The organism is Streptomyces sp. NPDC032822 (assembly GCF_055578825.1).
In genome coordinates, this window is the sequence record NZ_JBVIOL010000006.1 from 489169 (window position 1) to 513383 (window position 24215).

At 71.7% G+C, this 24215-nt stretch carries 23 protein-coding genes and 1 riboswitch; of the genes, 12 read left to right on the top strand and 11 right to left on the bottom strand.

Annotated features, from left to right (window positions below; translation table 11 throughout):
- Window positions 1-205: 205 nt before the first annotated feature.
- Window positions 206-481 (bottom strand): ubiquitin-like small modifier protein 1, encoded by a 276-nt coding sequence (locus ACZ5VD_RS20290; protein WP_468549184.1) that lies wholly within the window; start codon window positions 479-481, stop codon window positions 206-208.
- A gap of 112 nt (window positions 482-593) precedes the next feature.
- Window positions 594-1880: a threonine synthase gene (thrC, locus tag ACZ5VD_RS20295; RefSeq protein ID WP_468549185.1), complete on the bottom strand. Its 1287-nt coding sequence runs from the start codon at window positions 1878-1880 to the stop codon at window positions 594-596.
- Window positions 1881-1895: 15 nt separating this feature from the next.
- Window positions 1896-2035, bottom strand: a riboswitch (SAM riboswitch).
- Between the two features lie 161 nt (window positions 2036-2196).
- Between thrC and ACZ5VD_RS20300 the strand changes: the two genes are divergently transcribed.
- Both ACZ5VD_RS20300 and ACZ5VD_RS20305 read left to right on the top strand, forming a co-directional pair.
- Entirely contained in the window at window positions 2197-3141 is a 945-nt protein-coding gene (locus ACZ5VD_RS20300) for a glucosyl-3-phosphoglycerate synthase (RefSeq protein WP_468549186.1), read from the top strand.
- 267 nt (window positions 3142-3408) lie between these two features.
- Complete coding sequence (locus ACZ5VD_RS20305) at window positions 3409-4833, top strand: alpha,alpha-trehalose-phosphate synthase (UDP-forming) (protein ID WP_468682861.1); 1425 nt, start codon at window positions 3409-3411, stop codon at window positions 4831-4833.
- A 19-nt stretch (window positions 4834-4852) separates the two neighbouring features.
- Here the strand turns inward: ACZ5VD_RS20305 and otsB are convergent, their stop codons facing one another.
- The 3 genes from otsB to ACZ5VD_RS20320 all read right to left on the bottom strand — a co-directional run bounded on the left by otsB (window position 4853) and on the right by ACZ5VD_RS20320 (window position 7453).
- Window positions 4853-5692: a trehalose-phosphatase gene (gene otsB / locus ACZ5VD_RS20310; RefSeq protein ID WP_468549188.1), complete on the bottom strand. Its 840-nt coding sequence runs from the start codon at window positions 5690-5692 to the stop codon at window positions 4853-4855.
- A 200-nt stretch (window positions 5693-5892) separates the two neighbouring features.
- Window positions 5893-6129 (bottom strand): DUF3263 domain-containing protein, encoded by a 237-nt coding sequence (locus tag ACZ5VD_RS20315; RefSeq protein WP_468549189.1) that lies wholly within the window; start codon window positions 6127-6129, stop codon window positions 5893-5895.
- 52 nt (window positions 6130-6181) lie between these two features.
- Complete coding sequence (locus ACZ5VD_RS20320) at window positions 6182-7453, bottom strand: extracellular solute-binding protein (RefSeq protein ID WP_468682885.1); 1272 nt, start codon at window positions 7451-7453, stop codon at window positions 6182-6184.
- 117 nt (window positions 7454-7570) lie between these two features.
- On the opposite strand from ACZ5VD_RS20320, the gene ACZ5VD_RS20325 reads away from it, so the two are divergent.
- The 3 genes from ACZ5VD_RS20325 (at window position 7571) to ACZ5VD_RS20335 (ending at window position 10787) form a co-directional block, all read left to right on the top strand.
- Window positions 7571-8518, top strand: a complete 948-nt coding sequence (locus tag ACZ5VD_RS20325; RefSeq protein ID WP_468682862.1) for an ROK family protein — start codon at window positions 7571-7573, stop codon at window positions 8516-8518.
- A gap of 104 nt (window positions 8519-8622) precedes the next feature.
- Window positions 8623-9753 carry an N-acetylglucosamine-6-phosphate deacetylase gene (gene nagA / locus ACZ5VD_RS20330; RefSeq protein ID WP_468682886.1) on the top strand — a complete coding sequence of 377 codons (1131 nt, stop codon included), beginning with the start codon at window positions 8623-8625 and terminating at the stop codon, window positions 9751-9753.
- A 104-nt stretch (window positions 9754-9857) separates the two neighbouring features.
- A complete protein-coding gene (locus ACZ5VD_RS20335; protein WP_468682863.1) occupies window positions 9858-10787 on the top strand; it encodes a 1-phosphofructokinase family hexose kinase in 930 nt (309 codons plus the stop codon).
- A gap of 4 nt (window positions 10788-10791) precedes the next feature.
- Here ACZ5VD_RS20335 and ACZ5VD_RS20340 read toward each other — a convergent pair whose 3' ends face one another.
- Both ACZ5VD_RS20340 and cdgB read right to left on the bottom strand, forming a co-directional pair.
- Entirely contained in the window at window positions 10792-11745 is a 954-nt protein-coding gene (locus tag ACZ5VD_RS20340; protein ID WP_468682864.1) for a carbohydrate-binding protein, read from the bottom strand.
- 119 nt (window positions 11746-11864) lie between these two features.
- On the bottom strand, window positions 11865-13526 hold the full coding sequence (gene cdgB / locus ACZ5VD_RS20345) for a diguanylate cyclase CdgB (protein WP_468549193.1): 1662 nt from the start codon (window positions 13524-13526) through the stop codon (window positions 11865-11867).
- A gap of 338 nt (window positions 13527-13864) precedes the next feature.
- On the opposite strand from cdgB, the gene ACZ5VD_RS20350 reads away from it, so the two are divergent.
- Together ACZ5VD_RS20350 and ACZ5VD_RS20355 are read left to right on the top strand one after the other, a co-directional pair.
- On the top strand, window positions 13865-14449 hold the full coding sequence (locus ACZ5VD_RS20350; RefSeq protein ID WP_468549194.1) for a flavin reductase family protein: 585 nt from the start codon (window positions 13865-13867) through the stop codon (window positions 14447-14449).
- Between the two features lie 80 nt (window positions 14450-14529).
- Window positions 14530-15045, top strand: coding sequence for a GNAT family N-acetyltransferase (locus ACZ5VD_RS20355; RefSeq protein WP_468682865.1), 516 nt, complete (start codon window positions 14530-14532; stop codon window positions 15043-15045).
- A gap of 17 nt (window positions 15046-15062) precedes the next feature.
- On the opposite strand, the gene arfB is transcribed toward ACZ5VD_RS20355, so the two are convergent.
- Entirely contained in the window at window positions 15063-15533 is a 471-nt protein-coding gene (gene arfB, locus ACZ5VD_RS20360; protein ID WP_468682866.1) for an alternative ribosome rescue aminoacyl-tRNA hydrolase ArfB, read from the bottom strand.
- Window positions 15534-15678: 145 nt separating this feature from the next.
- Here arfB and ACZ5VD_RS20365 point away from each other — a divergent pair, with 145 nt between their 5' ends.
- Window positions 15679-16254: a TerD family protein gene (locus tag ACZ5VD_RS20365; RefSeq protein WP_468549197.1), complete on the top strand. Its 576-nt coding sequence runs from the start codon at window positions 15679-15681 to the stop codon at window positions 16252-16254.
- 206 nt (window positions 16255-16460) lie between these two features.
- Window positions 16461-17420 (top strand): bifunctional GNAT family N-acetyltransferase/NUDIX hydrolase, encoded by a 960-nt coding sequence (locus tag ACZ5VD_RS20370; RefSeq protein WP_468682867.1) that lies wholly within the window; start codon window positions 16461-16463, stop codon window positions 17418-17420.
- A gap of 6 nt (window positions 17421-17426) precedes the next feature.
- Here ACZ5VD_RS20370 and ACZ5VD_RS20375 read toward each other — a convergent pair whose 3' ends face one another.
- Window positions 17427-18929 (bottom strand): M1 family metallopeptidase, encoded by a 1503-nt coding sequence (locus tag ACZ5VD_RS20375; RefSeq protein ID WP_468682868.1) that lies wholly within the window; start codon window positions 18927-18929, stop codon window positions 17427-17429.
- A 40-nt stretch (window positions 18930-18969) separates the two neighbouring features.
- Between ACZ5VD_RS20375 and ACZ5VD_RS20380 the strand changes: the two genes are divergently transcribed.
- Window positions 18970-19470 carry a hypothetical protein gene (locus tag ACZ5VD_RS20380; protein ID WP_468549200.1) on the top strand — a complete coding sequence of 167 codons (501 nt, stop codon included), beginning with the start codon at window positions 18970-18972 and terminating at the stop codon, window positions 19468-19470.
- Window positions 19471-19554: 84 nt separating this feature from the next.
- On the opposite strand, the gene ACZ5VD_RS20385 is transcribed toward ACZ5VD_RS20380, so the two are convergent.
- The gene (locus ACZ5VD_RS20385) at window positions 19555-20250 is read right to left on the bottom strand and encodes a pentapeptide repeat-containing protein (protein ID WP_468553104.1); all 696 of its coding nucleotides are present in this window, start codon (window positions 20248-20250) and stop codon (window positions 19555-19557) included.
- Window positions 20251-20404: 154 nt separating this feature from the next.
- Here ACZ5VD_RS20385 and ACZ5VD_RS20390 point away from each other — a divergent pair, with 154 nt between their 5' ends.
- Entirely contained in the window at window positions 20405-21565 is a 1161-nt protein-coding gene (locus ACZ5VD_RS20390; RefSeq protein ID WP_468553105.1) for an FAD-dependent oxidoreductase, read from the top strand.
- 59 nt (window positions 21566-21624) lie between these two features.
- Complete coding sequence (locus ACZ5VD_RS20395) at window positions 21625-22605, top strand: zinc-binding dehydrogenase (RefSeq protein WP_468682869.1); 981 nt, start codon at window positions 21625-21627, stop codon at window positions 22603-22605.
- 202 nt (window positions 22606-22807) lie between these two features.
- On the opposite strand, the gene ACZ5VD_RS20400 is transcribed toward ACZ5VD_RS20395, so the two are convergent.
- Window positions 22808-24214, bottom strand: a complete 1407-nt coding sequence (locus ACZ5VD_RS20400) for an NAD(P)/FAD-dependent oxidoreductase (protein WP_468553107.1) — start codon at window positions 24212-24214, stop codon at window positions 22808-22810.
- Between the last annotated feature and the right edge of the window lies 1 nt (window position 24215).

A 24215-nucleotide genomic window follows, 5' to 3' on the forward strand; every position in this document is an offset into this window, starting at 1 on the left:
AAAAACCACAAAAGCCGCGAAAGAAGCGCACACTTTGGCCACTTCTTATCGGGCGCACGGTGGAAACAAGGGCATCCGACCCGGAGATCGGCATCGCGTTCCCCAACTGTACCGCGCTCAACCACATTGAATTGCCCCCTCCGCTTCTCTCACGGAGGGGGCAATTCGATGAACGCTCGGTAACCGCCGTTACCGAAGGTAATGATCAGCCGCCGGCAACGGCCGGAATGATGGACACACCGGCCCCCTCGGGGGTCGCGGTCTCCAGTCCCTGCTCGAAGCGCACATCGTCGTCGTTCACATACACGTTGACGAACCGACGCAGCTTGCCCTGATCGTCGAGAACCCGGGCGGCGATCCCGGTGTGGTTCTTCTCCAGATCGGCGATGACGTCGGCGAGGGTCGCGCCCTCGGCGGTCACTTCGGCCTGGCCGCCCGTGTAGGTGCGGAGAATGGTGGGGATGCGGACGTTGACGCTCACGATGGAACCTCCGGTCGGGTAAGGCGTTTCAGGGGCGCGCGGGGCTGTGCGGGATGTGCGGGCGCCGCCGCGTGGGCGCGACCGGCCCCCACCGGCCCGCGGACGAGAACGGCTACGCGAGGCCGGCCTCGTGGAACGAGTCGAGGTTGGGGCGGATGGTCGCGGAAAGACCCGTACCCGCCACCGCGTCCAGCGTCTTCAGCCCGTCGCCGGTGTTCAGCACCACGGTGGTCTTCGTCGGGTCGAGCAGCCCGCTCTCGATCAGCTTCTTCGTGACACCGACCGTCACGCCACCCGCGGTCTCCGCGAAGATGCCCTCGGTCCGGGCGAGGAGCCTGATCGCGTCCACGACCTGCTCGTCGTTCACGTCCTCCACCGCACCGCCGGTCCGACGGGCGATGTCCAGGACATAGGGCCCGTCCGCCGGGTTGCCGATCGCCAGCGACTTGGCGATCGTGTTCGGCTTCTGCGGCCGGACCACGTCATGTCCCGCCTTGTACGCGACGGACACCGGCGAGCACCCCTCGGCCTGCGCGCCGAAGATCTTGTAGGGCTTGTCCTCGACGAGCCCGAGCTTGATCAGCTCCTGCAGCCCCTTGTCGATCTTCGTGAGCTGTGAACCCGAGGCGATCGGAACGACCAGCTGGTCCGGCAGCCGCCACCCCAGCTGCTCGCAGATCTCGTACGCCAGCGTCTTGGAGCCCTCGGCGTAGTACGGCCGCAGGTTGACGTTGACGAAGCCCCAGCCCTCGCCGGCCGGGTCGCCGATCAGCTCGGAGCAGAAACGGTTCACGTCGTCGTAGTTGCCCTCGATGCCGACGAGCTCGCCGCCGTAGACGGCCGCCATGACGACCTTGCCCTGCTCCAGGTCGTGCGGGATGAACACGCAGGAACGGAAGCCGGCCCGGGCGGCGGCGGCGCCGACGGCACCGGCCAGGTTCCCGGTCGAGGAGCAGGACAGGGTGGTGAAGCCGAAGACCCGGGCGGCCTCGATGGCCTGGGCGACGACCCGGTCCTTGAAGGAGTGCGTCGGGTTGCCGGAGTCGTCCTTCACGAAGAGCTTGCCGGCGTCGACGCCCAGCTCGCGCGCGAGGTTGTCGGCCTGGACGAGCTTGGTCCAGCCGGGGTTGATGTTCGGCTTGTCGGCCACGTCCGCGGGGACGGGCAGCAGCGGGGCGTAACGCCAGATGTTCGCGGGGCCCGCTTCGATCTGCTTGCGGAGTTCCTCGGTGTCGTAGCCCGAGAAGTCGTAGGCGATCTCCAGCGGGCCGAAACACTCCTGGCAGGCGAAGACCGGGCCGAGGGGCACGCGGTGGCCGCACTCGCGGCAGGAGAGGGCGGCGGCGGGACCGAGGTCCACGGTGGATCCGGTGATGCTTGCAGCGGTCTGCACAGCCATGAGAGGCGAGGCCCTTCCTCATCTTCCTCACGACGCATCTCGCCGTGAGACGGATTTGGCACCTTCCCGAGTCGGGAGCCTCGCGCGTACGAGTACCGACTGGAGGGTTGCCGGGGCTTCATCGGGCCGTATCCCTCTGCCCCTCTGGATGAGCGGTATGAAGTTGTGAGCGGCGGGCCACCCAGGACATGCGATGGTCATCCGCGTTGTTCAAGACTGTAACCGAAGGCCAGGACAGTTGAGAGAGTCGTCCGAACCGCGAGATGACTGTATCCATAGCCGCTTCCGCGGCGGGCACGCAGAGGAGCCGCGCACTGTGCTGAACGAAGTCGAGCGTTGGCTGAGCACCCGCTCCTGGTCCAAGACCGACCGCCCGCTCCACCGGATCATGGCCGCGAAACGGGCCACGGGCCAGTCGGTGAGCGTGGTACTGCCCGCGCTCAACGAGGAGGAGACGGTCGGTGACATCGTCTCCGTGATCCGTCACGACCTCATGCGACAGGTCCCGCTCGTCGACGAGATCGTCGTCGTCGACTCGGGATCCACCGACCGCACGTCCGAGGTGGCCGCCGCGGCCGGGGCCACGGTCGTCCACCGCGACGACATCCTCCCCCGCGTCCCGACCGTCCCCGGCAAGGGCGAAGTCCTGTGGCGCTCCCTCCTCGCCACCAGCGGGGACATCGTCTGCTTCATCGACGCCGACCTCAAGGAGTTCTCCTCGGACTTCGTCTCCGGGATCGTGGGTCCTCTGCTCACCGACCCCGGGGTCGACCTGGTCAAGGGGATGTACGACCGTCCCCTCGGCGGCGCCGCCGGTCAGGGCGGCCGGGTCACCGAGCTGATGGCCCGCCCACTGCTGAACATGCACTGGCCGCAGCTGGCCGGTTTCGTGCAGCCGCTCGGCGGCGAGTACGCGGCCCGCCGCTCGCTCCTGGAACAGCTCCCCTTCCCGGTGGGCTACGGCGTGGAGCTGGGCATGCTGATCGACGCCCTCCACCTGGTGGGGCTCGACGCGCTCGCCCAGGTCGACGTCGGGGTGCGCAAGCACCGCCACCAGGACGGCCAGGCGCTCGGCCGGATGTCCGCCGCGATCTACCGCACGGCCCAGCTGCGGCTGGCCCGCGGGCACCTCATCCGCCCCTCCCTCACCCAGTTCGAACGGGGCCGGGACGGCTTCGAGCCGCGCACCTACTCCGTGGACACGGAGGAACGGCCGCCGATGGTGGAGATCACGGAGTACGCGCGGCGAAAGGCCGCGTAAGGCCGGCGCCCCCGGCCGGTTACCGGCGACGCACCGGTACGCGTACCGAGGATGCACTGGCCGCGTACCGGTGACGCCCCGGCCGCGTACCAGTGACGCGCTGCCGGCCGCGTACCGGGAATGCACCGGCCGTATCCGGTCGTGTACCGGCCGTGCCGGCTCTGTCCGGCCGCACGGCTGCCGCAGACCGCATCCGGCCGGTACACGGGTGCTCACGGAGCGCGTCCGTACGTTTGAGCGTTTCCGGGCCGGGCTAGGTTGTGGCGTATGGCTCCCATGGCTCGTACGGCTCGTATGGCTTCACCGCAGGCGGCAGGCAGTGCCGAGGTACTGGTCGCGTCCAACCGCGGCCCGGTCTCGTACACCGTCCGCGAGGACGGCTCGCTCCACGCCAAGCGGGGTGGCGGCGGGCTGGTCTCGGGCCTGTCCGCCATCGGGCCGGACGCGGGCGCCCTGTGGGTGTGCTCGGCGCTGTCCGACGGCGACCGGGAGGCGGTCCGGCGCGGGATCGGCGAGGACGGCGTCCGGATGCTCGACATCCCGGCCGACGTGCACGCCGAGGCGTACAACGGCATCGCCAACTCCGTGCTGTGGTTCGTCCACCACATGCTGTACCAGACCCCGCTGGAGCCGGTCTTCGACGCGGAGTTCCGGCGCCAGTGGGCGTCGTACGAGACGTACAACCGCGCGTTCGCCGAGGCGCTGGCCGAGGAGGCCGCCGAGGGCGCGGCGGTCGTGGTGCAGGACTACCACCTCACGCTGGTCCCCGGCCTGCTCCGCGAGCTGCGGCCCGACCTGAGGATCGGCCACTTCTCGCACACGCCGTGGGCGCCGCCGGAGTACTTCCGGATGCTGCCGGACGACATCGCCGGGCAGGTGCTGCGCGGCATGCTCGGCGCCGACCGGCTCGGCTTCCTCACCCACCGCTGGGCGGACGCGTTCACCGCCTGCGCCACGGAGTTCGCCGACGGCCTCGGGGACACCCTGATCGGGGTGCACGGACTGGGCGCGGACGCCGACTTCCTGCGCGAGCGGGCCCACGAGCCCGACGTCGAGGAGCGGATGACGGCCCTGCGGGCCGAGATCGGCGAGGGCCGCCGGACCATCGTGCGCGTCGACCGCACCGAGCTGTCGAAGAACATCGTCCGGGGCCTGCTGGCGTACCGGCACCTGCTCGACGACCACCCCGAGTGGCGCGAGCGGGTGGTGCACGTGGCGTTCGCCTACCCCTCCCGCCAGGACCTCGCCGTCTACCGCGACTACACGGCCGAGGTCCAGCGGCTGGCCGACGAGATCAACTCCGCTTACGGCACACCGGGGTGGACCCCGGTCGTCCTGCACGTCAAGGACGACTTCGCCCGCTCCCTGGCCGCGTACCGCCTCGCCGACGTGGCGCTGGTCAACCCCATCCGGGACGGCATGAACCTCGTCGCGAAGGAGATCCCGGTGGTCTCCGACGAGGGGTGCGTGCTGGTGCTGTCGCGGGAGGCGGGCGCCTTCGAGGAACTGGGCGAGGACGCCGTCGCCGTGAACCCGTACGACGTCGTCGGCACGGCGAACGCCCTGCACGAGGCCCTGACCGTGCCGGCCGGCGAGCGCGCCGAGCGCACCAAGCGACTGATCGCGGCGGCGACCGCCCTGCCCCCGGCCCAGTGGTTCCTGGAGCAGCTGACCGCGCTGAAGGAGGAGTGACCGCGGCCGGCGGCCTTCGTCAGCCGAGCCGTGCCGCCAGGGCCCCCAGCAGGCCTACGACCCCCTCCGGGCCGTCCACCACCAGGTCCGCGCGCTCCCGCAGCTCGGTGACCTCGTCGCTGCCGCTGCAGACCAGCAGCCCCGGTGTGCCGTCGGAGCGGAGCTTGTCGACGGCGGCGAAGGCGGGGAGGTCGCCGAGGTCGTCACCGGCGTAGAGGACGGACGTGGCGCCGACCTCGCGGACGTACTCAAGGAGGGCGACGCCCTTGTCCATGCCGGGCGGGCGCAACTCCAGGACCAGACGGCCGGGTTCGACGATCAGGCCGTGCCGGGTGGCCAGGTCGGTGAGGGGTGCGCGCAGCGCCTCGAACGCGGCCTGCGGATCGGCGGCCCGCCGCGTGTGTACGGCGACCGCCCGCCCCTTCTCCTCGACCCACGTCCCCTGCCACACACCCGCCCCGTCGAGCACCCCCGGCAACTCGGCCCGGACGGCGGCGACACCGGGGTGCGGGGCGGGGGCGTCGACGGTGCCCGTACGGGCGTCCCAGCGCTCGGCGCCGTAGTGCCCGAGGACGACGAGGTGTTCGAGCCCCGCGACCCCGGCGAAGCCGCCGTTGCGCACGGCCACCCCGGCCGGGCGCCCGGTGACCACGGCGACGGCGGCCAGCTTCGGAGTGAGCGCCGCCAGCACGTCCACCGCGTCCGGATGCGCTCTGGCCTGCTCCGGATCCGCCACGATCGGCGCGAGCGTCCCGTCGAAGTCGAGCGCGACGACCGCCCGGCGCGGCTGGGCGAGCAGGGCGTCGAGTCCCTCACGCCCTGCCGGGGTCGAGGGCGTCGGCAGAAAGTCGGTGACCATGCCCCCGAGCCTATGCCCCTGTGGGCTCCGCCCCCAGCCCCGGCCTGTGCCCACCCACCGCCCGACTCGCCTGGCTGAAGGGTGGGCCAAGCCCCCACGGGTTACGCCCGCCTTGTGAGGGACCGAGCCGGGTAGTGGGTGGGCACAGCGGGGGGCCAGAAGGCGGAGCCCCTGGGACGCAAGCCAAGAGGGCTGCGCCCCTACCGCTCGGACCGCCGTGCGTCCCGCACTCTTCGTAGCCGGTTCACCGTCACCGGGTCGAAGGCCAGCGCCCGGGTGTCGTCGAGCAACGCGTTCAGGAGCTGGAAATAGCGCACCGGCGCCAACCCCAGTTCCTCCCGGATCGCCCGCTCCTTCAGTCCTGGCCCGCTGAACCCCCGCCGTTCCAACGCGAGGATCTCCCGTTCCCGGCGGTCCAGCCCCTGCTCCTCGTCCATGCCCGCACGCTAGCCGCCGCCACCGACAGCGACCAGCGCGCGGCTGCCCGGGCTACTCGGTGGTCTGTGCCGCCGCGGCCGTCGACTGGAGCCGGCTCAGCACGGAGGCCGGGCTGCCGCCGGAGGCCACGGCCTGCCCGATGTCCTTCTTCACGGCCGCGCTGACCTGCGCCCAGGAGGTCTCGCCCACCGGGTACGTCTCGGACAGCGGCAGTTCGTCGAGGAACGGCTTGAGGTCGGCGTCCTGCTTCGCCGTGCTCATCACCTCGGACGCGGAGCTGGTGACCGGCAGCAGGTCGTACTCACGGGAGAAGGCGAGGACGTTCTTCTCGCTGTACACGAAGTTGAGCAAGTCGCCGACCTGGTCGGCGTGCCCGTTCTTCTTGAAGGCGGTCATCCAGTCGGCGACACCCATGGAGATCTTCTTGGGGCCGTCCTCGCCGGGCATCGGCACCATGCCGAACTTCACGCCCTTGTCGTCGGCCATCTTCATCAGGGAGGGGTGCCCGTTGAGCATGCCGACGTCCCCGGAGGCGAACGCGGCGAACGCACCGGCCCGGTTGAGCTTCCCGGGCGCGACCGGCCCGGTCAGCCCCTTGGCGACGAGGTCGTCCCGGAGCCAGTCGAAGGTGTGGGTGTTCTCCGAGGAGTCGATGCTGTAGGTGCCGAGCGTGTCGGTGTACCCGCCCCCGCCGCTGAGCAGCCACTGCATGGTCTCGGCCTGCGCCTCCTCGGGCCCGAGCGGCAGCGCGTACGGGTACTTCACGCCCTCCGCCTTCAGCGCCTCGGCGTCCGCGGCGAGCTCTTTCCAGGTGGTCGGCGGGGTGAGGCCGGCCTCGGTGAAGAGGGTCTTGTTGTAGAAGAGCAGCCGGGTGGAGGCGGCGAACGGCATGCCGTACTGGATGCCGTTGACCTCGCCCGCGTCGGAGAGCTGGGCGATCCAGTCGGCCTGCACGGGGATGGAGACCAGGTCGTCGGCCGTGTAGAGCAGGTCCTCGTGGGCGTAGTCGGCGTACGCGCCGATCTGTGCCATGTCGGGTGCCTTGCCGGCGTCGACCAGTTCCTTGACCTCGCGGTCGACATCGCTCCAGGAGTACACGGTCACCTCGACCTGTACGCCGTCGTGCTGGGCCTCGTACTCCTTGACCAGGGTGTCCCAGTACTTCTTCGAGCTGTTCGCCGAGGAGTCCCCGTAGTCGGCGGCGACCAGTCTCAGCGTCACCTCGCCGGATTCGCCGCCGAGTCCACAGCCGCCCAGGACTGTCGTCAGACCCAGCGCGGACACCGCCGCGAGCGTTTTCGCCCTATACCCCTGCACTGCCATAGCCCCAACATCGTCGATCATCGAGAATCTCGAAAGGTCATACATATTGCTCGCACAAGGTCTACACCACGTGAGTGGACTAGACCTCTTACGGGTCCACGGGCCACACTGTCCCCCGTGAGACACGTCATCGCCCTCGATGTGGGCGGCACCGGGATGAAGGCCGCCCTGGCCGGAGCGCACGGCGAACTGCTCCACCGGGCCCGCCGCGCCACCGGACGGGACCGCGGGCCGGACGCCGTCGTCGAGGCCATCCTCGACTTCGCCGCCGAGCTGCGCGCGTACGGCATCGAGCACTTCGGCGAACCCGCCGCAGCGGCCGGCGTCGCCGTCCCCGGCATCGTCGACGAGGACCGCGGCACCGCCGTCTACGCGGCCAACCTCGGCTGGCGGGACGTACCCCTGCGCGACCTGCTCGGCCAACGGCTCGGCGGCATCCCGGTCGCCCTCGGCCACGACGTCCGCACCGGCGGCCTCGCGGAGGGCCGGATCGGCGCGGGCCGGGGCGCCGACCGCTTCCTGTTCGTGCCGCTCGGCACCGGTATCGCGGGCGCCATCGGCATCGGCGGGCGGGTGGAGGCGGGCGCCCACGGCGTCGCCGGTGAGATCGGCCACATCGTCGTACGGCCCGGAGGGACCCCGTGTCCCTGCGGGCAGCGCGGCTGCCTGGAGCGGTACGCGTCCGCGTCCGCGGTGAGCGAGGCGTGGGCGACGGCCACCGGGGACCCGGGAGCGGACGCGGCTCACTGCGCCAAGGCCGTCATGTCCGGCGACCCGAGCGCCGTACGAGTGTGGCAGGACGCCGTCGACGCGCTCGCCGACGGCCTGGTCACCGCACTCACCCTGCTGGACCCGCGCACCCTGATCATCGGTGGCGGCCTCGCCGAGGCGGGGGAAACCTTGTTCACACCCCTGCGGGACGCCGTCCGGCAACGGGTCACCTTCCAGAAGCCGCCGACGATCGTCCCCGCGGCCCTGGGAGACACGGCGGGCTGCCTGGGCGCGGGACTGATGGCCTGGGACCTGCTCGACACCACACCTACGACGCCGGAGGAACCCACGTGACGGCAACCCCCCAAGGGGCGCGGGACAGCGTCGACATGCGGCTCCGCCACGGGGCGCGACCGGCCACGACGGACCCGCGGCCCGCCACCGGCGAGGCGCCCCTGATCCTCTCCGGCGCCCACGTGGTCCTGCCCACGGGAACCGTCGAGGGCGGCCGGGTGATCGTCGACGGCACCCGCATCACCGGCACCGCCCCGGAGAACGCCCGCCTCCTCGACGTATCGGGCCATTGGCTCGTCCCCGGCTTCGTGGACCTCCACAACCACGGCGGCGGCGGCGCCTCGTTCACCTCCGGCACGACCGACGAGGTCCTCCACGGCATCCACACCCACCGCCTGCACGGCACCACCACCCTCGTCGCCTCCACGGTCACCGGCGAGATGGACTTCCTGGCGCAGCGGGCCGGCATGCTCTCGGAGCTGGCCGAGCAGGGCGACATCGCCGGAATCCACTTCGAGGGGCCGTTCATCTCGCCGTGCCGCAAGGGCGCGCACTCCGAGGCGCTGCTGCGCGACCCGGATCCGGCCGAGGTCCGCAAGCTGGTCGACGCGGCACGCGGCCACGCCAGCATGGTCACGCTCGCCACCGAACTCCCCGGCGGCATCGACTCCGTCAGGCTCCTCGCCGAACACGGCGTGATCGCGGCGATCGGGCACACGGACGCGACGTACGAGCAGACCGTGGAGGCCATCGACGCGGGTGCGACCGTCGCCACCCACCTCTTCAACGCGATGCCGGCCCTCGGCCACCGCACGCCGGGCCCGATCACCGCCCTCCTGGAGGACGAGCGGATCACCGTCGAGCTGATCAACGACGGGACGCACCTGCACCCGGCCGCCCTCCAGCTGGCCTTCCACCACGCGGGCGCGGACCGGGTGGCGTTCATCACGGACGCGATGGACGCGGCCGGTTTCGGCGACGGCCGCTACATGCTCGGCCCGCTGGAGGTCGAGGTCAGCGAGGGCGTGGCCCGGCTGGTGGAGGGCGGCTCGATCGCCGGCTCCACCCTCACCCTGGACCGCGCGTTCCAGCGGGCCGTGACGGTCGACGGACTGTCGGTCGGGGACGCGGTCGCCGCCCTCTGCGCCAACCCGGCCCGGCTGCTGGGCATGGCCGACACGATCGGATCCCTGGAACCCGGCAAGGACGCCGACCTGGTCCTGCTGGACGCCGACTTCGGCCTCAAGGGCGTGATGCGCCGGGGCGAATGGGTGGTCGATCCCCAACTGGGGTGATCTGTCCTGCTGTTGGAGGCGGCGGTTGTCCTGTCAAACTGGGAGAGCCGCCGTTCCGTTTGGCATGATCGGCTCTCCGAAACAGACGGGGGAGGTCGACCCAGATGATCCTCACGGTCACGCTGAACACCGCGCTCGACCTCACCTATCGGGTACGGTCCCTGCGCCCGCACACCTCCCACCGGGTCACGGACGTGGCCGAACGCCCGGGCGGCAAGGGTGTGAACGTGGCGCGGGTGCTGGCGGCCCTCGGCCACGAGGTGGCGGTCACCGGCTTCGTCGGCGGCGCCACGGGACGGGTCGTGCAGGACCACCTCACCGCCGTACCGGCGCTGGTGGACGCGCTCGTCCCGGTCACCGGCGCCACCCGCCGCACGATCGCCGTCGTGGACCAACAGAGCGGCGACACGACCCAGTTGAACGAACCGGGCCCCACGATCACCCCGGCCGAGTGGTCCGCCTTCCAGGAGGCGTACGAGGATCTGCTGCCGTCCGTCTCCGCGGTCGCCCTGTGCGGCAGCCTGCCACCGGGGGTGCCGGTGGGGGCGTACGCGGGGCTGATCCGTACGGCGAAGGCGGCCGGCGTACCCGTCCTCCTCGACACCAGCGGGGAGGCCCTGCGCCGCGGGGTGGCGGCCCGGCCCGACATCGTGAAACCCAACACCGACGAACTGGCCGAACTCACCGGCTCCCACGACCCGTTGCGCGCCACCCAGGACGCCCGTCGGCGTGGCGCCCGCGCGGTCGTCGCCTCCCTGGGCCCGGCGGGCCTCCTGGCCCTCACCCCGGAAGGCCGCTGGCAGGCCACCCCACCGGCGCACCTCCACGGCAACCCCACCGGAGCCGGCGACTCCGCGACAGCCGGCCTCCTGTCGGCCCTGGCCGACCAACTCCCCTGGCCCACCCGCCTGACCCGAGCGGTGGCCCTCGCCGCGGCGACGGTACTGGCACCGACAGCGGGCGAGTTCGACCGGGAGGCCTACGAGGAACTGGTGGGGCGGGTCACGGTGACGGGGGAGGCCGACGCGGCCTGAATCCCTAGTCCTTGACCTGTCCGGCCTTCACCCACAGCTGGTCCAGCAGGACGTTGCACTTGTCGCCGTCCGCGCAGGAGATCGAGATCGTGTTGGTGCCCTTGTTCAGGGAGGGCCAGGCGTAGGTCTTCGTCCAGCCCTTGGCGAAGTCGCCGTCCTTGGCACCGGCGAAGTTGCCGAAGTTCAGCTTGCTGCCGAACTCCTTGCCGTTGACGGTGAGCGTCATCGACTGATCGTCGTCGGCCGTGCTGTAGTGCGCGAAGAGGGTGTAGACGCCCCCCTTGGGGATGCCGTTGACGGTCCAGGTGACGGAGGCACCCGTCTGGTTGAGACCCGTGACGTAGATGCCGCCGTCTGAACTCGCACCCTTGACGTCCGACGTCGTGCTCACACCGGACCCGAGGTTCAGCGCCTTCGCGTCGACCGTGGGCAGCTCCTCGGCGACGGCACTCCCGCTGCTCGACGCGCTCGGCTCCGAGTTCTGGGACGTCGTCGGGGACGCCGCCGCTCCGCCGTCGCCCGCCTTGTCGCCCTCGTCGCCGCCCGCCATCGCGACGCCGATGCCGATGACGACCGCGGCGACCACCGCGATCGCGCCGATCAGCAGGCCCTTGGTGTTGGGGCCCCGGCCGCGACCGCTGCCGCCGCTGTACGACGTGTGCGAGTGCTGGACGGTGGAGGGGCCGCCCGGGAACGTCTCGGGGGCCTGGTAGTGGGCGTTCTGCTGGCCCGGGGCACCCTGCTGCTGGGGGACCTGGCCGTAGGGCGCGGTCGCGGCGGCCTGGCCCTGCTGGCCGCCGTACTGCCGCTGGCCGACCGCGCGCACCCGGTTGACTGAGCCCGGGTAGCCGTAGCCACCGGACGGCGGCTGGGCCCCGTTGGCTTGCCCGTCCTCGTAGAGATAGCCGAACGGGTCGTCGTCCTCGGGCGTGCTCGCGCCGTTGTTGCCGGCCGTCATCCCTTGGTCTCCTCAACAGGTGCGTGCGGATGCGATTCATGTGGTGAGAAGGGCGAGCCTACCCGCTCCTGATGGCCCAAACGGGTGACTCAGATCGCATCAGCTCACTGACCTGGGACTCATCCCGCGCGTCTGTGTTGTTTGGGACGAGATCGTTTCTCGACGTACATCCGCTCGTCGGCCGACTTCAACACTTCGTCCGCCGTCATGCCGCAGTGCGCCCACCCGATGCCGAAACTGGCGCCGACCCGCATGGCCCGGCCGTCCACCCGGATGGGCTGGATGATCTCGTTCCGGAGCCGTACGGCGAGGTCCTGGGCGTCGGCCCGGCCGAGCCCGTCGGCCAGCACCACGAACTCGTCGCCGCCGAGCCGCGCCACGGTGTCGCCGTCGCGCACCTGGCGCGAGAGCCGCCGGGCGACCTCGATGAGCACCGCGTCACCCGCGTTGTGCCCGAACCGGTCGTTGATCGACTTGAAGCCGTCGAGGTCGCAGAAGAGCACCGCGAGCCCCTTGGTGCCGTCGTCGAGTTCACCCTCGGGGGCGACGGTGTGGACATGGTGGTCGTAGCCGTCGTACGTCTCGGCACCGCCCGGCCGGTAGTCGAAGCCGTGACCGTTGGCGTCGAAGGCGGGATGTCCGAAGGCCGCGTCCACCGGTTCGAGGGCGCCCGTGTGGCCGTCGGAGCGCTGGCACAGGCGGGCGGAGAGCCGGGAGCGCAGCTCGGCGGAGTTCGGCAGTCCGGTGAGGGAGTCGTGGGAGGCGCGGTGGGCGAGCTGGAGCTCGCGGCGCTTGCGCTCCTCTATCTCCTCGACGTGGGTGAGGAGAAAGCGGGGGCCGTCCGCGGCGTCGGCGACGACGGAGTTGCGCAGGGAGACCCAGACGTAGGTGCCGTCGCGGCGGGCGAGGCGGAGCTCGGCGCGACCGCCCTCGGCGGAGGTGCGCAGCAGGGTGCCTATGTCCTCGGGGTGGACGAGGTCGGAGAAGGCGTAGCGGCGCATCGCGGAGGCGGGGCGGCCCAGGACGCGGCACAGGGCGTCGTTGGTGCGCAGGATCCGGCCGTGCTGGTCGCCGCCCATCTCGGCGATGGCCATGCCGGAGGGGGCGTACTCGAAGGCCTGCCGGAAGCTCTCCTCGCTGGCCCGCAGAGCCTGCTGCTCTCTTTCGAGTCTGACCAGTGCGCGCTGCATATTGGCACGTAGACGCGCGTTGCTGATCGCGATGGCGGCCTGGAACGCGTACATCTGGAGCGCCTCGCGCCCCCACGCGCCCGGACGTCGCCCGTTGCGCGGCCGGTCCACCGAGAGCACGCCGATCAGTTCGCCGCAGGAGCCGCCACCGGAGGGGGCGGGGGTGTACATGGGGGCGAAGAGCCGGTCCGAGGGATGCCACTCGTCCTCGAAGCGGGGCGCGGGCCCGTCGGTGTACCACTGCGGTACGTCGTCGTCGTCGAGGACCCAGCCCTCGGTGTGCGGGATGAAGACCAGGTCACCCCAGTGTTCGCCCATGCCGAGCCGGCGCTCCCAGGACTCGCGGGAGCCGACGCGACCGGTGATCAGTGCCTCGGCCGCCGCGTTGCCGGCGAAGGCGGCGGCGACGAGGTCCCCGTCGGGGCGCACGAGGTTCACGCACGCCAGCTCGTACCCGAGGGCCTGGACCACGCCGTCGGCGACGGTCTGCAGGGTGTCCGCGAGGCTGCGGGCCGTGTTCATGTCGGCCATCACCTGATGCAGCTGTCTCAAGGACGCCAGGCGGACGTAGGGTTCCGACTCGGTCTCCATGCTCGCCCTCCCCCCGAGACCTCGCAGCGAATCAAGGGTTCTCATCGGCGTTTCGTCCTGGCAGCTTCCCCGCCACTGAATCACAGCGCGCTGCCCACTCGGTACACAGGGTCAACAATTAATGCCTCTTGTGACTCAAGTCACAGCAGAAGATGAACATTTGAGGGGGGTTTCTGCGATTTCCCTGTGCGTTTCCTGAACGCAAACTTTGTACGAGTGTGGAGGCCGTACAGATAGGCACAGGACCGGACACAAGGAAACTCGTCCCCGAGTCCTAGGACCGATCTCGGCCAGAGGCCCGATGCGGCGCGTTCACCGCCGAGATTAGCGTTCCGGGCGTGCCGAACATTCCCCCCGCCCCGTCCGCCACCCTTCCCTCCCCCGCCCCCGGGCATCCTGTGGGGGTGAGCAACGACGAGTTCCGCGCCGCCCTGTCCCGGCTGGCCGCCGGCGTGGTCCTGGTGACCGCGCAGGAGCCTCCGCTCGACCCCGACGACCCCACGGCGCCGAAGGGCGAGGACGTCGGCATGACGGCGACGGCGTTCCTGTCGGTCTCCCTCGACCCGCCGCTGGTGCTGGTCAGCGTGCGCGAGGGCTCCCGCATGGACGACCTGCTCGACGAGCAGCCCCTGTGGGCGGTGTCCGTCCTCTCCGAGAGCCAGCGGCACATCGCCGGCCGTTTCGCCATGAAGGGCCGCATCAGCGACCGCCTCCTCTTCGCGGACATCCCCTACGTCCGCGGCGAGGCCAGCGGCTCCCCCCTGGTGGGCGGTGCCCTCGCCACCCTGGAGTGCCGCACCGAGCAACGTCTGCCGGCCGGCGACCACACCCTGGTGATCGGCCGCGTCCTGACGGCGAGCGCACCGCACGCGGAGGGCGGACCACTGACGTACTTCCGGGGGCGCTACCGGCAGTTGGGGTGAGCCGGGCGTCCGGGCGGGCCGACAGCCGGGGCGCCCGGAATTCGCTCGCCTCCGGCGATCACACGACCTACGGTGCCGGGATGACACCGACTCCCGCTCCGGCTCCCACTCCCACTCCCACACCGGCTGCGGCTCCCGCGCCCCGCCTCGAAGAGGTCACCCCCCGGAACTTCGAGGCCTCGACCGGCATCAAGGTCCTCCCGGAGCAGGAGTTCGCCGTCTCCCCGGTGATGCAGTCCCTCGCCGAGGCCTACGTCCACCCCGCCGGCGTCGCCTGGCCCCGCCTGATCGTCGACGGCGACCGGCCCGTCGGCTTCCTGATGGCCTTCCTGGACATCGACTGGAAGGCGGACGGCACCCTCTTCCGCTCCGGCCTGTGGCGCCTCAACATCGCCGCCGGGGAACAGGGCCGGGGCTACGGCCGGTTCGCCGTCGAGTCGGTGGCGGCCGAGATCCGCCGACGCGGCGGCAAGGAGCTCTACGTCACCTGGCACGCCGGACCGGACGGCCCCGAGAACTTCTATCTGCGGCTCGGCTTCCGGCCGAACGGCGAGATGAGCGAGGGAGAGACCGTCGGAGTGCTGGAGCTGGCCTAGGGGCCGGGCCGGTCGGGCTACGACCAGTCGCGGCCGTTGCGCCCCCGCTTGGTGTCCGAGCGCTGCTTCTTCTCCCGCAGCCGGCGTTCGTTGATGCCCCGGGGGACCCGGGTGGCCCGGCGCGGCTTGGGCGGCGGAGCCGTCGCCTCGGCGAGCAGGGAGGCCAGGCGTACGGCGGCCGTCTCGCGGTTGCGCCACTGGGAGCGGTGCTCGGAGGAGCGCACGGTGACGACGCCGTCGACGAGCCGGCCGGCCAGCTTGGCCAGCGCCCGCTGCTTCCACACCTCGGGCAGCGCCTCGGTGCGGGCGAGGTCGAAACGGAGCTCCACCTGCGAGTCGCTGGTGTTGACGTGCTGTCCGCCCGGGCCGGAGGACCGCGAGAAACGCCACATGAGCTCGGCCTCGGGAAGCGAGACGGAGCCGCGGATACTGAGATTTCTGGGGGACATACCCCCAGACCCCAGGCGAGGACCGGACATGAGGTCCATGTTCCCTCGTCTGTCCGGTCCACGTCACCCGAATATCCCGGGTAAAGAAAGTAAAGAGAGCTGGAACCTCTGGTACCTCTCTCCACGTTCATACGGGTAGCTGTAGCTTCATGCCGTACGTCTGACTAGGGAAGGACTCCCAACCATGGCTGTAAGCCTGTCCAAGGGTGGCAACGTCTCGCTTACCAAGGAGGCTCCGGGCCTGACCGCCGTCACCGTGGGCCTCGGCTGGGACGTCCGCACCACCACCGGCACGGACTTCGACCTCGACGCCTCGGCGATCGCGGTCAACCCGCAGGGCAAGGTCTACTCGGACGGCCACTTCGTCTTCTTCAACAACAAGCAGACGCCGGACCAGACCATCGTCCACACCGGTGACAACCGCACCGGCGAGGGCGCGGGCGACGACGAGGCGATCAAGGTCAACCTCGCCGGCCTCCCGGCCGACATCGAGAAGATCGTCTTCCCGGTCTCGATCTACGACGCCGAGAACCGTTCGCAGAACTTCGGCCAGGTCCGCAACGCCTACATCCGCATCCTGAACGAGGCGGGTGGCGCCGAGATCGCGCGCTACGACCTGTCGGAGGACGCGGCCACGGAGACGGCCATGGTCTTCGGCGAGCTGTACCGCAACGGCGCCGAGTGGAAGTTCCGCGCCGTCGGCCAGGGCTACGCCTCGGGCCTGGTGGGCATCGCCCAGGACTTCGGCGTCAGCGTCTGACCCGTCCCACCCGTCTGATCTGACTGATCCGGCTGATCCGACCGGCTCGGTCCGATCCGACGTCGCACCACCGCCGTACGGAGCCCCCGACCGTCACCACGACGGCCGGGGGCTCCGGCGTTCCCGCCCTCTTTGCCGGTCGTTCCCGCCCCCTCTTGCCCGGGCGTTCCCGTCACCCCGCCCCGGGCGCCCGATAGTTTGCCCGCGTGATGCTCACCCCCCTCCCCCTCACACCCGACCGCGCCGTCCCGGGCCCGCTGCTCACCGAACTCACCGCGCTCTACGCCGCCCACCGCGACTTCCACGCCCTCAGCGGCGACTTCCCCGACCCGGACGACATCCGCCCGGACCAGGTGGCGTCCGCGCTGGCCGAGGAGGCGGTGCGCCCCGGAGTGGAGGTGTCGCTCGCCCGCAGCGAGGGACGGCTCGTCGGGATCGTCGTCACCCTCGACCGGCACCCCGACCCGGCCGACCCGGACCCGTGGATCGGCTTCCTGATGGTCGCCGTGGACGTCCAACGCCGGGGCCACGGACGCCGGTTGGCCGGTCTCGTCGAGGACCGTTTCCGCGCGGCGGGCCGCCAGGCCGTACGCCTGGCCGTGCTCGACACCAACCCCAAGGGCCTCGCCTTCTGGACGGCCCTCGGCTACGAGCCGATCGGCCACCGCGCCGAACGCCAACGCGGACGCCCCTGCACGGTGCTCCGCAAGCCGCTGCGCACCCCCCGCGCCGCGGCCCGGACCGCCGTCCTCGCCCCCGACGGCTCGGTCTTCCTCTTCCGCTACGACAACGACGAGATCGGCTTCCACTGGGCCCTGCCCGGCGGCGGTCTGGAGCCCGGCGAGAGCCCACGCGAGGGCGCCCGGCGCGAACTCGCCGAGGAGACCGGCTGGACGGACCTCGAACCCGGCCCCCTGCTGTGCACCTGGGAACACGACTTCACCCGCGCCGACATCCCCGTCCGCCAGCACGAGACCATCTACGTCACCCACGGCCCCCACCGCCCCCCGACCGGCGCCCACCTGACCGCCCACCACACCGAGGAGGGCATCCTCACCTGGCGCTGGTGGACCCGGCAGGAACTCGCCGAGCCGGCGGAGCCGGTGTGGCCACCGGAACTGGGGCGGCTGCTGGACGAGTCGGACCAGGGCGGCCCCGAGACCTGACCGGTCTCAGACGGGCGCCGGTCTCCCCTCCCCGTACAGCCAGTCCGCCCAGATCCGGTCGAGGGCCTCGTCCTGGCCGGGCGCCCGCCGCTCGACGTACGCCGTGAAGTCGGCCGTGTCCGCGTTGCCGTGGCGGTGGGTGGTGGCCCAGTCGCGGAGGAGGGACCGGAAGGCGGTGTCGCCGATCGTGCGGCGGATCCGGTGGAGGACCATCGCGCCGCGCTGGTAGACGGGGCTGTCGGAGAGGTGCGCGGCACTCGTCGGCCGCGCGGGCGGGAAGGACCAGAGGTCCCCGTAGGTCCGGTCGCCGTGGTCGTACAGCGCGTCGAAGGTCCGCTGGGCGCTGTCGCCGCCGTGGTCCTCCCGCCACAGCCACTCCGCGTACGTGGCGAAGCCCTCGTTGAGCCACATGTCCCGCCAGGTCTTCGGGGTGACCGAGTTGCCGTACCACTGGTGGGCGAGTTCGTGGACGAGGAGCCCGGTGTCGGGCACGCCGGGGAAGACGGGCCGGTTCTGGGTCTCCAGGGCGTACCCGGCGTCGCCGTCACGGTCGACGATCGCTCCGGTGGAGGAGAAGGGGTACGGCCCGAAGGTGTCCGTGGCCCACTCGACGATGCCGGAGATCTGCGCCGGCACCTTCCGGCTCGCCCCGGCCACGCTCGGGTCGACGGCGACGTACACGGGCAGGCCGTCGGCGGTGGTGGAGCGGCGGATGTCGTAGTCGCCGACGGCGACCGTGGCGACGTGACTCGCCACGGGCTCGGCGGTCCGCCAGGTGAAGGCCGTACGGTCCCCGGTGGCGCGCTCGCTCACCAACTCGCCGTTGGACACGGCCCGCAGGCCCTTCGGCACGGTCATGGTGAGCTCGTACGACGCCTTGTCGGAGGGGTGGTGGTTGCCGGGGAACCACGCCATCGACCCCGTCGGCTCGCCGAGCGCGAGCGCCCCGTCGGCCGTGCGCAGCCAGCCCTCCTCGGAGCCGTCCGGATCGGTGATCGTCACCGGGGTGCCGGAGTAGCGGACGGTCACACGGAACGTCCTGCCGGTGTCGAGACCGTCCCGCGGGCGCACGGTCAGCTCCTGCCCGGAACGGTTCCAGCGCGCGGCCCTCCCGTCGACCGTGACCCCGCCGACGTCGAGCCCCTCGAAGTCGAGGTCGAAGGCGGAGAGGTTCCGGGTGGCGCGGGCGGTGATCGTCGCGGTGCCGGCGAGGTGGCCGGTGCCGGTATCCGTGCCGGTGCCTGTATGGGTATCGGTGCCGGTATCCGTATCGGTGTCAGCGTCCGTGCCCGCGCCCGTGCCGGTACCCGCTCCGGGCTCGTAGGCGAGGTCCAGGTCGTAGTGCGTGACGTCGTACCCGCCGTTGCCCGCCTCGGGAAAGTACGGGTCGTCCACGCCGGAGCTGCCGGGGCTCCCGTCCACCGCTCCCCCGCCGCCGCACCCGGCGATCAGGGTGAGGGCCAGGAACAGGGACGCGCAGGTCGGGACAACCGTCACGGATCGGGACACCCGGCGATCCTATGAGAAGGCGCGTGACACCATCACGTACGTGCTCGACATCGGCTACGCCCTCTCCAACCGGTTCCCGGACCCCCCGCAGACCGACTACCGCCGCGCGGACGTCCACGCCCTGCGCCACGACCTGTTCTGCGGTGACGTCTACCTCGCCGACTCCAAGGCGGACCGGGAACTGTCCACAGCCTGGGGATGGGTCCCGGTGCTCGACTTCGCGTGGGCCCTGTGCGACATCGTCGAGCGCATCGACCGCGACCCGGCGGGCTCCCGCGCCTCCCGTCCCCAGCACGCGGAGCTCGACTTCACCGAGTCCACCGACCGCATGCTCTTCGAGCGCCGCTTCGGCTGGGTGGACATCGAGTCCGACTGGATGCCGGCCGAGGAGCCCCCGCTGAACTTCTCCCACACCGAACTCCGCAAGGAGGCCCGGGACTTCCTGCACGACCTGATCGCCGACCTGACCGACCTGCACGAGGACCTGGGCGAGAACCCGGCGATCTGGACACTCCAGGCCCAGTTCCCCCGGGTCCGCTGAACCCACGGCGACCGCACGGTCGGGCAGACGACCTCCCGGTCCAGGAAAAGCGGCCTCCCGGCCGGGAAGCGGCACCCCGCCCCCTCAGCCCTCCACCCGGATTCCCAGTTCCGCCGCCAGCACCGGTGCCAGGTCCAGCAGTTGGGCCGGGCTGATCACCGCCCCCGTCAGCCGGTCGATGCCCCGCGCGATCTCCAGCGAGGCGGCTCCGCGCAGGTCGACGTCCTTCAGGGTGGCGGCGCTGAGGTCCGCCCCCTTCAGTTCGCAGTCCACGAACTCGACCCGCTCCAGCCTGGCGCCCCCGAAGTCCGGCTCGACCAGGACGCAGCCCTGGAAGACGACGTCCTTGAGGCGGGCCGTGCGCAGGTTCAGGTAGTCGATCTTGCCGCCGCGGATCAGGACCCTCTCCAGGACCGCTCCGTGCATCTGTGTCCCGCCGAGCCGGGCGTCGACCAACTGAACGTCTCTCAGGGTCGATTCGGCCAGGTCGGTGCCGACCCCGCGGATGCCGGTGAGGACGGAGTCCAGGACGCGCGCGTGGTGCAGCCGGGTCTCGTCCAGCGCGCACCCCGTCAGCGCGCAGTCCATGAAACGGGCCCCCCGCCCGTCCTGTCCGGCGAAGTCCGCCGCCACGAACTCCAGCCCGTCATAGTCCCCGTCCGGCTCCAGCAACCCCCCGTCGTACGGCTCCAGCGGCGGCAGCCGCACCTCCGGCCGCCGCGCCGCCTTCACACCGGCCCCGGCCTTCCCGCCCGTCCCGCCCAGCACTTTCCTCGCCATGCCCCCATGCTGCACCCCGCCACTGACAATCACCCTGACCTGCGCAGACACCGGCGATGTCACATTCCGGGCCTCAGATCAGTCCTCTTCAACGACGTCTCATCAACGAAAACGACGTCGCACGCACCACAGTCGACCGAGGGAGACCCCAGCCATGCACCGCATCACCGTCATCGGCGGCGGCTTCGCCGGACTCACCGCGGCCGTCACCGCGGCCGAAGCGGGCGCCAAGGTCACCGTGTACGAGGCCCACCACACCCTCGGCGGGCGGGCACGGACCGCCGAGGGGCCGTACAAGACCAACGAGGGACCGCACGCCCTCTACAGCGGCGGCCCGCACTGGGCCTGGCTCCGGCAGCGCGACCTCGTCGGCCCGCTCGCCCCGGTCCCGCCCCTGGAGGCCGCCCGGCTGCGGCTGCGCCACCACGGGGTCCTGCGCCGCACCCCGCCCTTCGCGATGCTCAAGCTGCTGCGCCGCGACGCCCGGCAGGCCCCCGTCGACGTCGACTTCCTGACGTGGGCGACCGACCAGGCCGGCGAGGAGGGCGCCCGCGCCGCCGCCCACTACTCCGCCGTCGCGCTCTTCCACCACGACCCCGGGTCGCTGTCCGCCGCGTTCGTGCAGGAACGTCTGCGCCGCGCCACCAAGCTCCCACCGGAGGCCCACTATCCGCGCGGCGGCTGGGCGAGTGTCATCGACCGGATGGCCGCCCGGGCCTGGAACCTGGGCGTCCGGATGGAGACGCTCTCCCGGGTCGACACCCTCCCCACCGACTCCCCGGTCGTCGTGGCCACCTCCCTGGACGCCGCCCGCAGGCTCCTCGGCGACGACTCGCTGACCTGGACCGGCGGCCGTACCGCGCTGATCGACCTCGCCGTACGCACCCGGCGCGGCGACGCGTTCGCCGTCTCCGACCTGGACGCCCCCGGCTGGCTCGAACGCTTCACCGCTCAGGACCGCTCCCTCGCCCCCGCCGGCGAGCAGCTCCTCCAGGGGCAGTTCCCGATCGCCCCGCACGAGACGAAGGCCGCCGGCATCACCCGTGCCGAGCAACTCCTCGACCTGGCCTTCGAGGGCTGGCGCGGGCGTGTCACCTGGCGGCGCGATTCCGTGGCGAACGGCCGTACCGGCGCCGTCGACCTGCCCGGCACCAGCTGGCGCGACCGGCCGGCCATCGACCGCGGCGACGACGTCTATCTCACGGGCGACCAGGTCGCCGCCCCGGGTGTGCTGTCCGAGGTCTCCTTCAACAGTGCCCTGACCGCGATCTCCCTCGCCCTCGGCCGGAACACCCTTGACCTCAAGCATGCTTGAGGTTGAAGAGTGGGGCTCCGACGGGGACAAGCGACACAGACACCCAAGGGAGCTGCTCCATGCACGCCATCCGCCTGCACACCTTCGGCCCGGCCGAGAACCTCACCCACGAACAGGTCGCCGACCCCGTTCCCGGTCCCGGGCAGGTCCGTATCGCCGTGGCGGCGGCCGGAGTGCACCTCCTGGACACCGCCCTGCGCGAGGGCCTCAAGGGCCCCCTGCCCGAGCCGCCGGTCCTGCCGACCATCCCCGGCCGCGAGGTCGCCGGAGTCGTCGAGTCCCTCGGCGAGGGCGTCGCCGCACTCTGGCTCGGCCGGCGTGTGGTCGCCCACCTCGGCTTCGCCCCCGGCGGATATGCCGAACTCGCCGTCACCGAGGTCGAACGCGTCCACGAGATCCCCGAGAACCTGGACTTCGCGCAGGCCGTCGCCATGATCGGCACGGGCCGTACGACGATGGGGATCCTGCAGTTCACCGAGCTCGGCCCCGACTCGGTCGCCGTGATCCCGGCCGCCGCCGGCGGGATCGGCACCCTCCTCGTCCAGTACGCCCGACAGGCCGGCGCCACCGTCATCGGCCTCGCCGGCGGTCCCGGGAAGACGGCCCTCGTGGAGGCGAACGGCGCCGATCTCGCCGTCGACTACAAGGACCCGTCCTGGCCCGACAAGGTCCGCGCCCACCTGGGCGGACGCACGGCCACGGTCGTCTTCGACGGCGTCGGCGGCGAGGTGGCCCGCGAGGCCGTCGCCCTGCTCGGTCCCGGCGGCACCCACCTCGTCTTCGGCTGGTCCGGCGACGGACTGCACGACGGGGCGCCGTACCTCGTCGACGGGGTCTCCGAGCAGGTCCTCGGCCCCGTGATGATGCGGAAGGCCGGCGGCCCCGACCCTGTGCGCACCCTCGAACTGCGTGCCCTCACCCTGGCCGCCGAGGGCCGCCTCACCCCCGCCGTCCAACGCTTCCCGCTCGCCGAGGCAGCCGCCGCGCACCGCGCCCTGGAAACCCGCGGCACCACCGGAAAGGTGGTCCTGGAACCATGACGTCCGACCTCAACCCCGCGGAGGCGACCCACCCGGCCCACGGCCCGCCGCCCGGATGAGCGTCCCCCCGACGAGCGCCCCTGGCGGTCCCGGTGCTCCCCGTACCCCCGGTGGCCCCCGTACCCCTGGTCGTCCCGGTGCCGCCAGTGCTCCCGAGGTACCGGAACCGCCGGCCCGAACAGCCGGGAGATGTCCTCGCCCGCTAGTGCCGCCCCGCCACCCGGTCCGCGACGCGCGCCAGCCGCGACGACACGGCGCTGTGGCGCGCGGTCTCCCGCCGGTCCGCCGCCCGATAGGTCGCGTACATTCCCTGCACGCCCAGCCACCGCAACGGCTCCGGCTCCCACTTGCGCACCTTGTGCCCCACCCACGGCAGCTCCGTCAGCTCCGTACGGCCGCCCTGCCCCGAGTCCTGCCGCACCAGATCCCGCAGCGTCCGCGCCGCCAGGTTCGCGGTGGCGACGCCCGAGCCGACGTAGCCGCCCGCCCAGCCGAGCCCCGTCGACCGGTCCAGGGTGACCGACGCACACCAGTCGCGCGGCACCCCGAGCACGCCCGACCAGGCGTGCTCGATCCGCACCCCGGCCAGCGACGGGAAGAACCGCACCAGGATCTCCCGCAGCGCCCGGACGGTCGCGTCCTGGGTCCGCCCGTCGTTGTCGGTCCGCGAGCCGAAGCGGTACGGCACCCCGCGTCCGCCCAGCGCGATCCGCCCGTCCGCGGTCCGCTGCGCGTACATGTACGCGTGCGCCATGTCGCCCAGCGCCTCCCGCCCGTCCCAGCCGACGGTCTCCCACTGCGCGTCGGTCAGCGGCGCGGTCGCGATCATCGAGGAGTTCATCGGCAGCCAGGTCCGCCGCCCGCCCCTGAGCCCGGCCGTGAAGCCCTCCGTGCAGCGCAGGACGTAGGGCGCGCGGACGGTCCCGTACGGCGTCACCGCGTGCCGGGCCCGGATCTCCGTCACCGGCGTCCGCTCGTGGATCGTCACGCCCAGCGCCTCGACGGTCGCCGCCAGCCCCTTCACCAGCTTCACCGGATGCACCCGCGCCCCGTGCGGGGTCCAGGCCGACCCGACCGCGTCCGCCACCCGGACCCGCTCGGCGGTCTCCCGGGCGCCGTACAGCTCACGGTCGTCCTCGCCGTACGACAGCTCGTGCGCGTGGAACGCCTTCAGCCTCGCCAACTGGGCGGGAGAACAGGCGACTTCGAGTACCCCGCCGCGATGGACGTCGGCGTCGATCCCTTCCGCGGCGGCGACCTCGACGACCTCGTCGACGGTGTCGTTCATGGCTTTCTGCAGCCGTACGGCCGCCTCGTGCCCGTGCAGGGTCGCGTACCGGTCGCGGCCCGCGACGCCGTTGTAGAGCCAGCCGCCGTTGCGGCCGGAGGCGCCGTAGCCGCAGAACTTCTGCTCCAGGACGGTGATCCGCAGAAAGGGCGCGGCCTTCTTCAGGTAGTACGCGGTCCACAGCCCCGTGTAGCCGCCGCCCACGATCACGACGTCGGCGCTCGTGTCGCCGTCGAGCGGATCCCGCATCGCGGGGAGGCCGTCGTGGGCGTACCAGAAGGAGATCCCGCCGTTGACGACGGCGCTTGCCGGGCTGCTCATG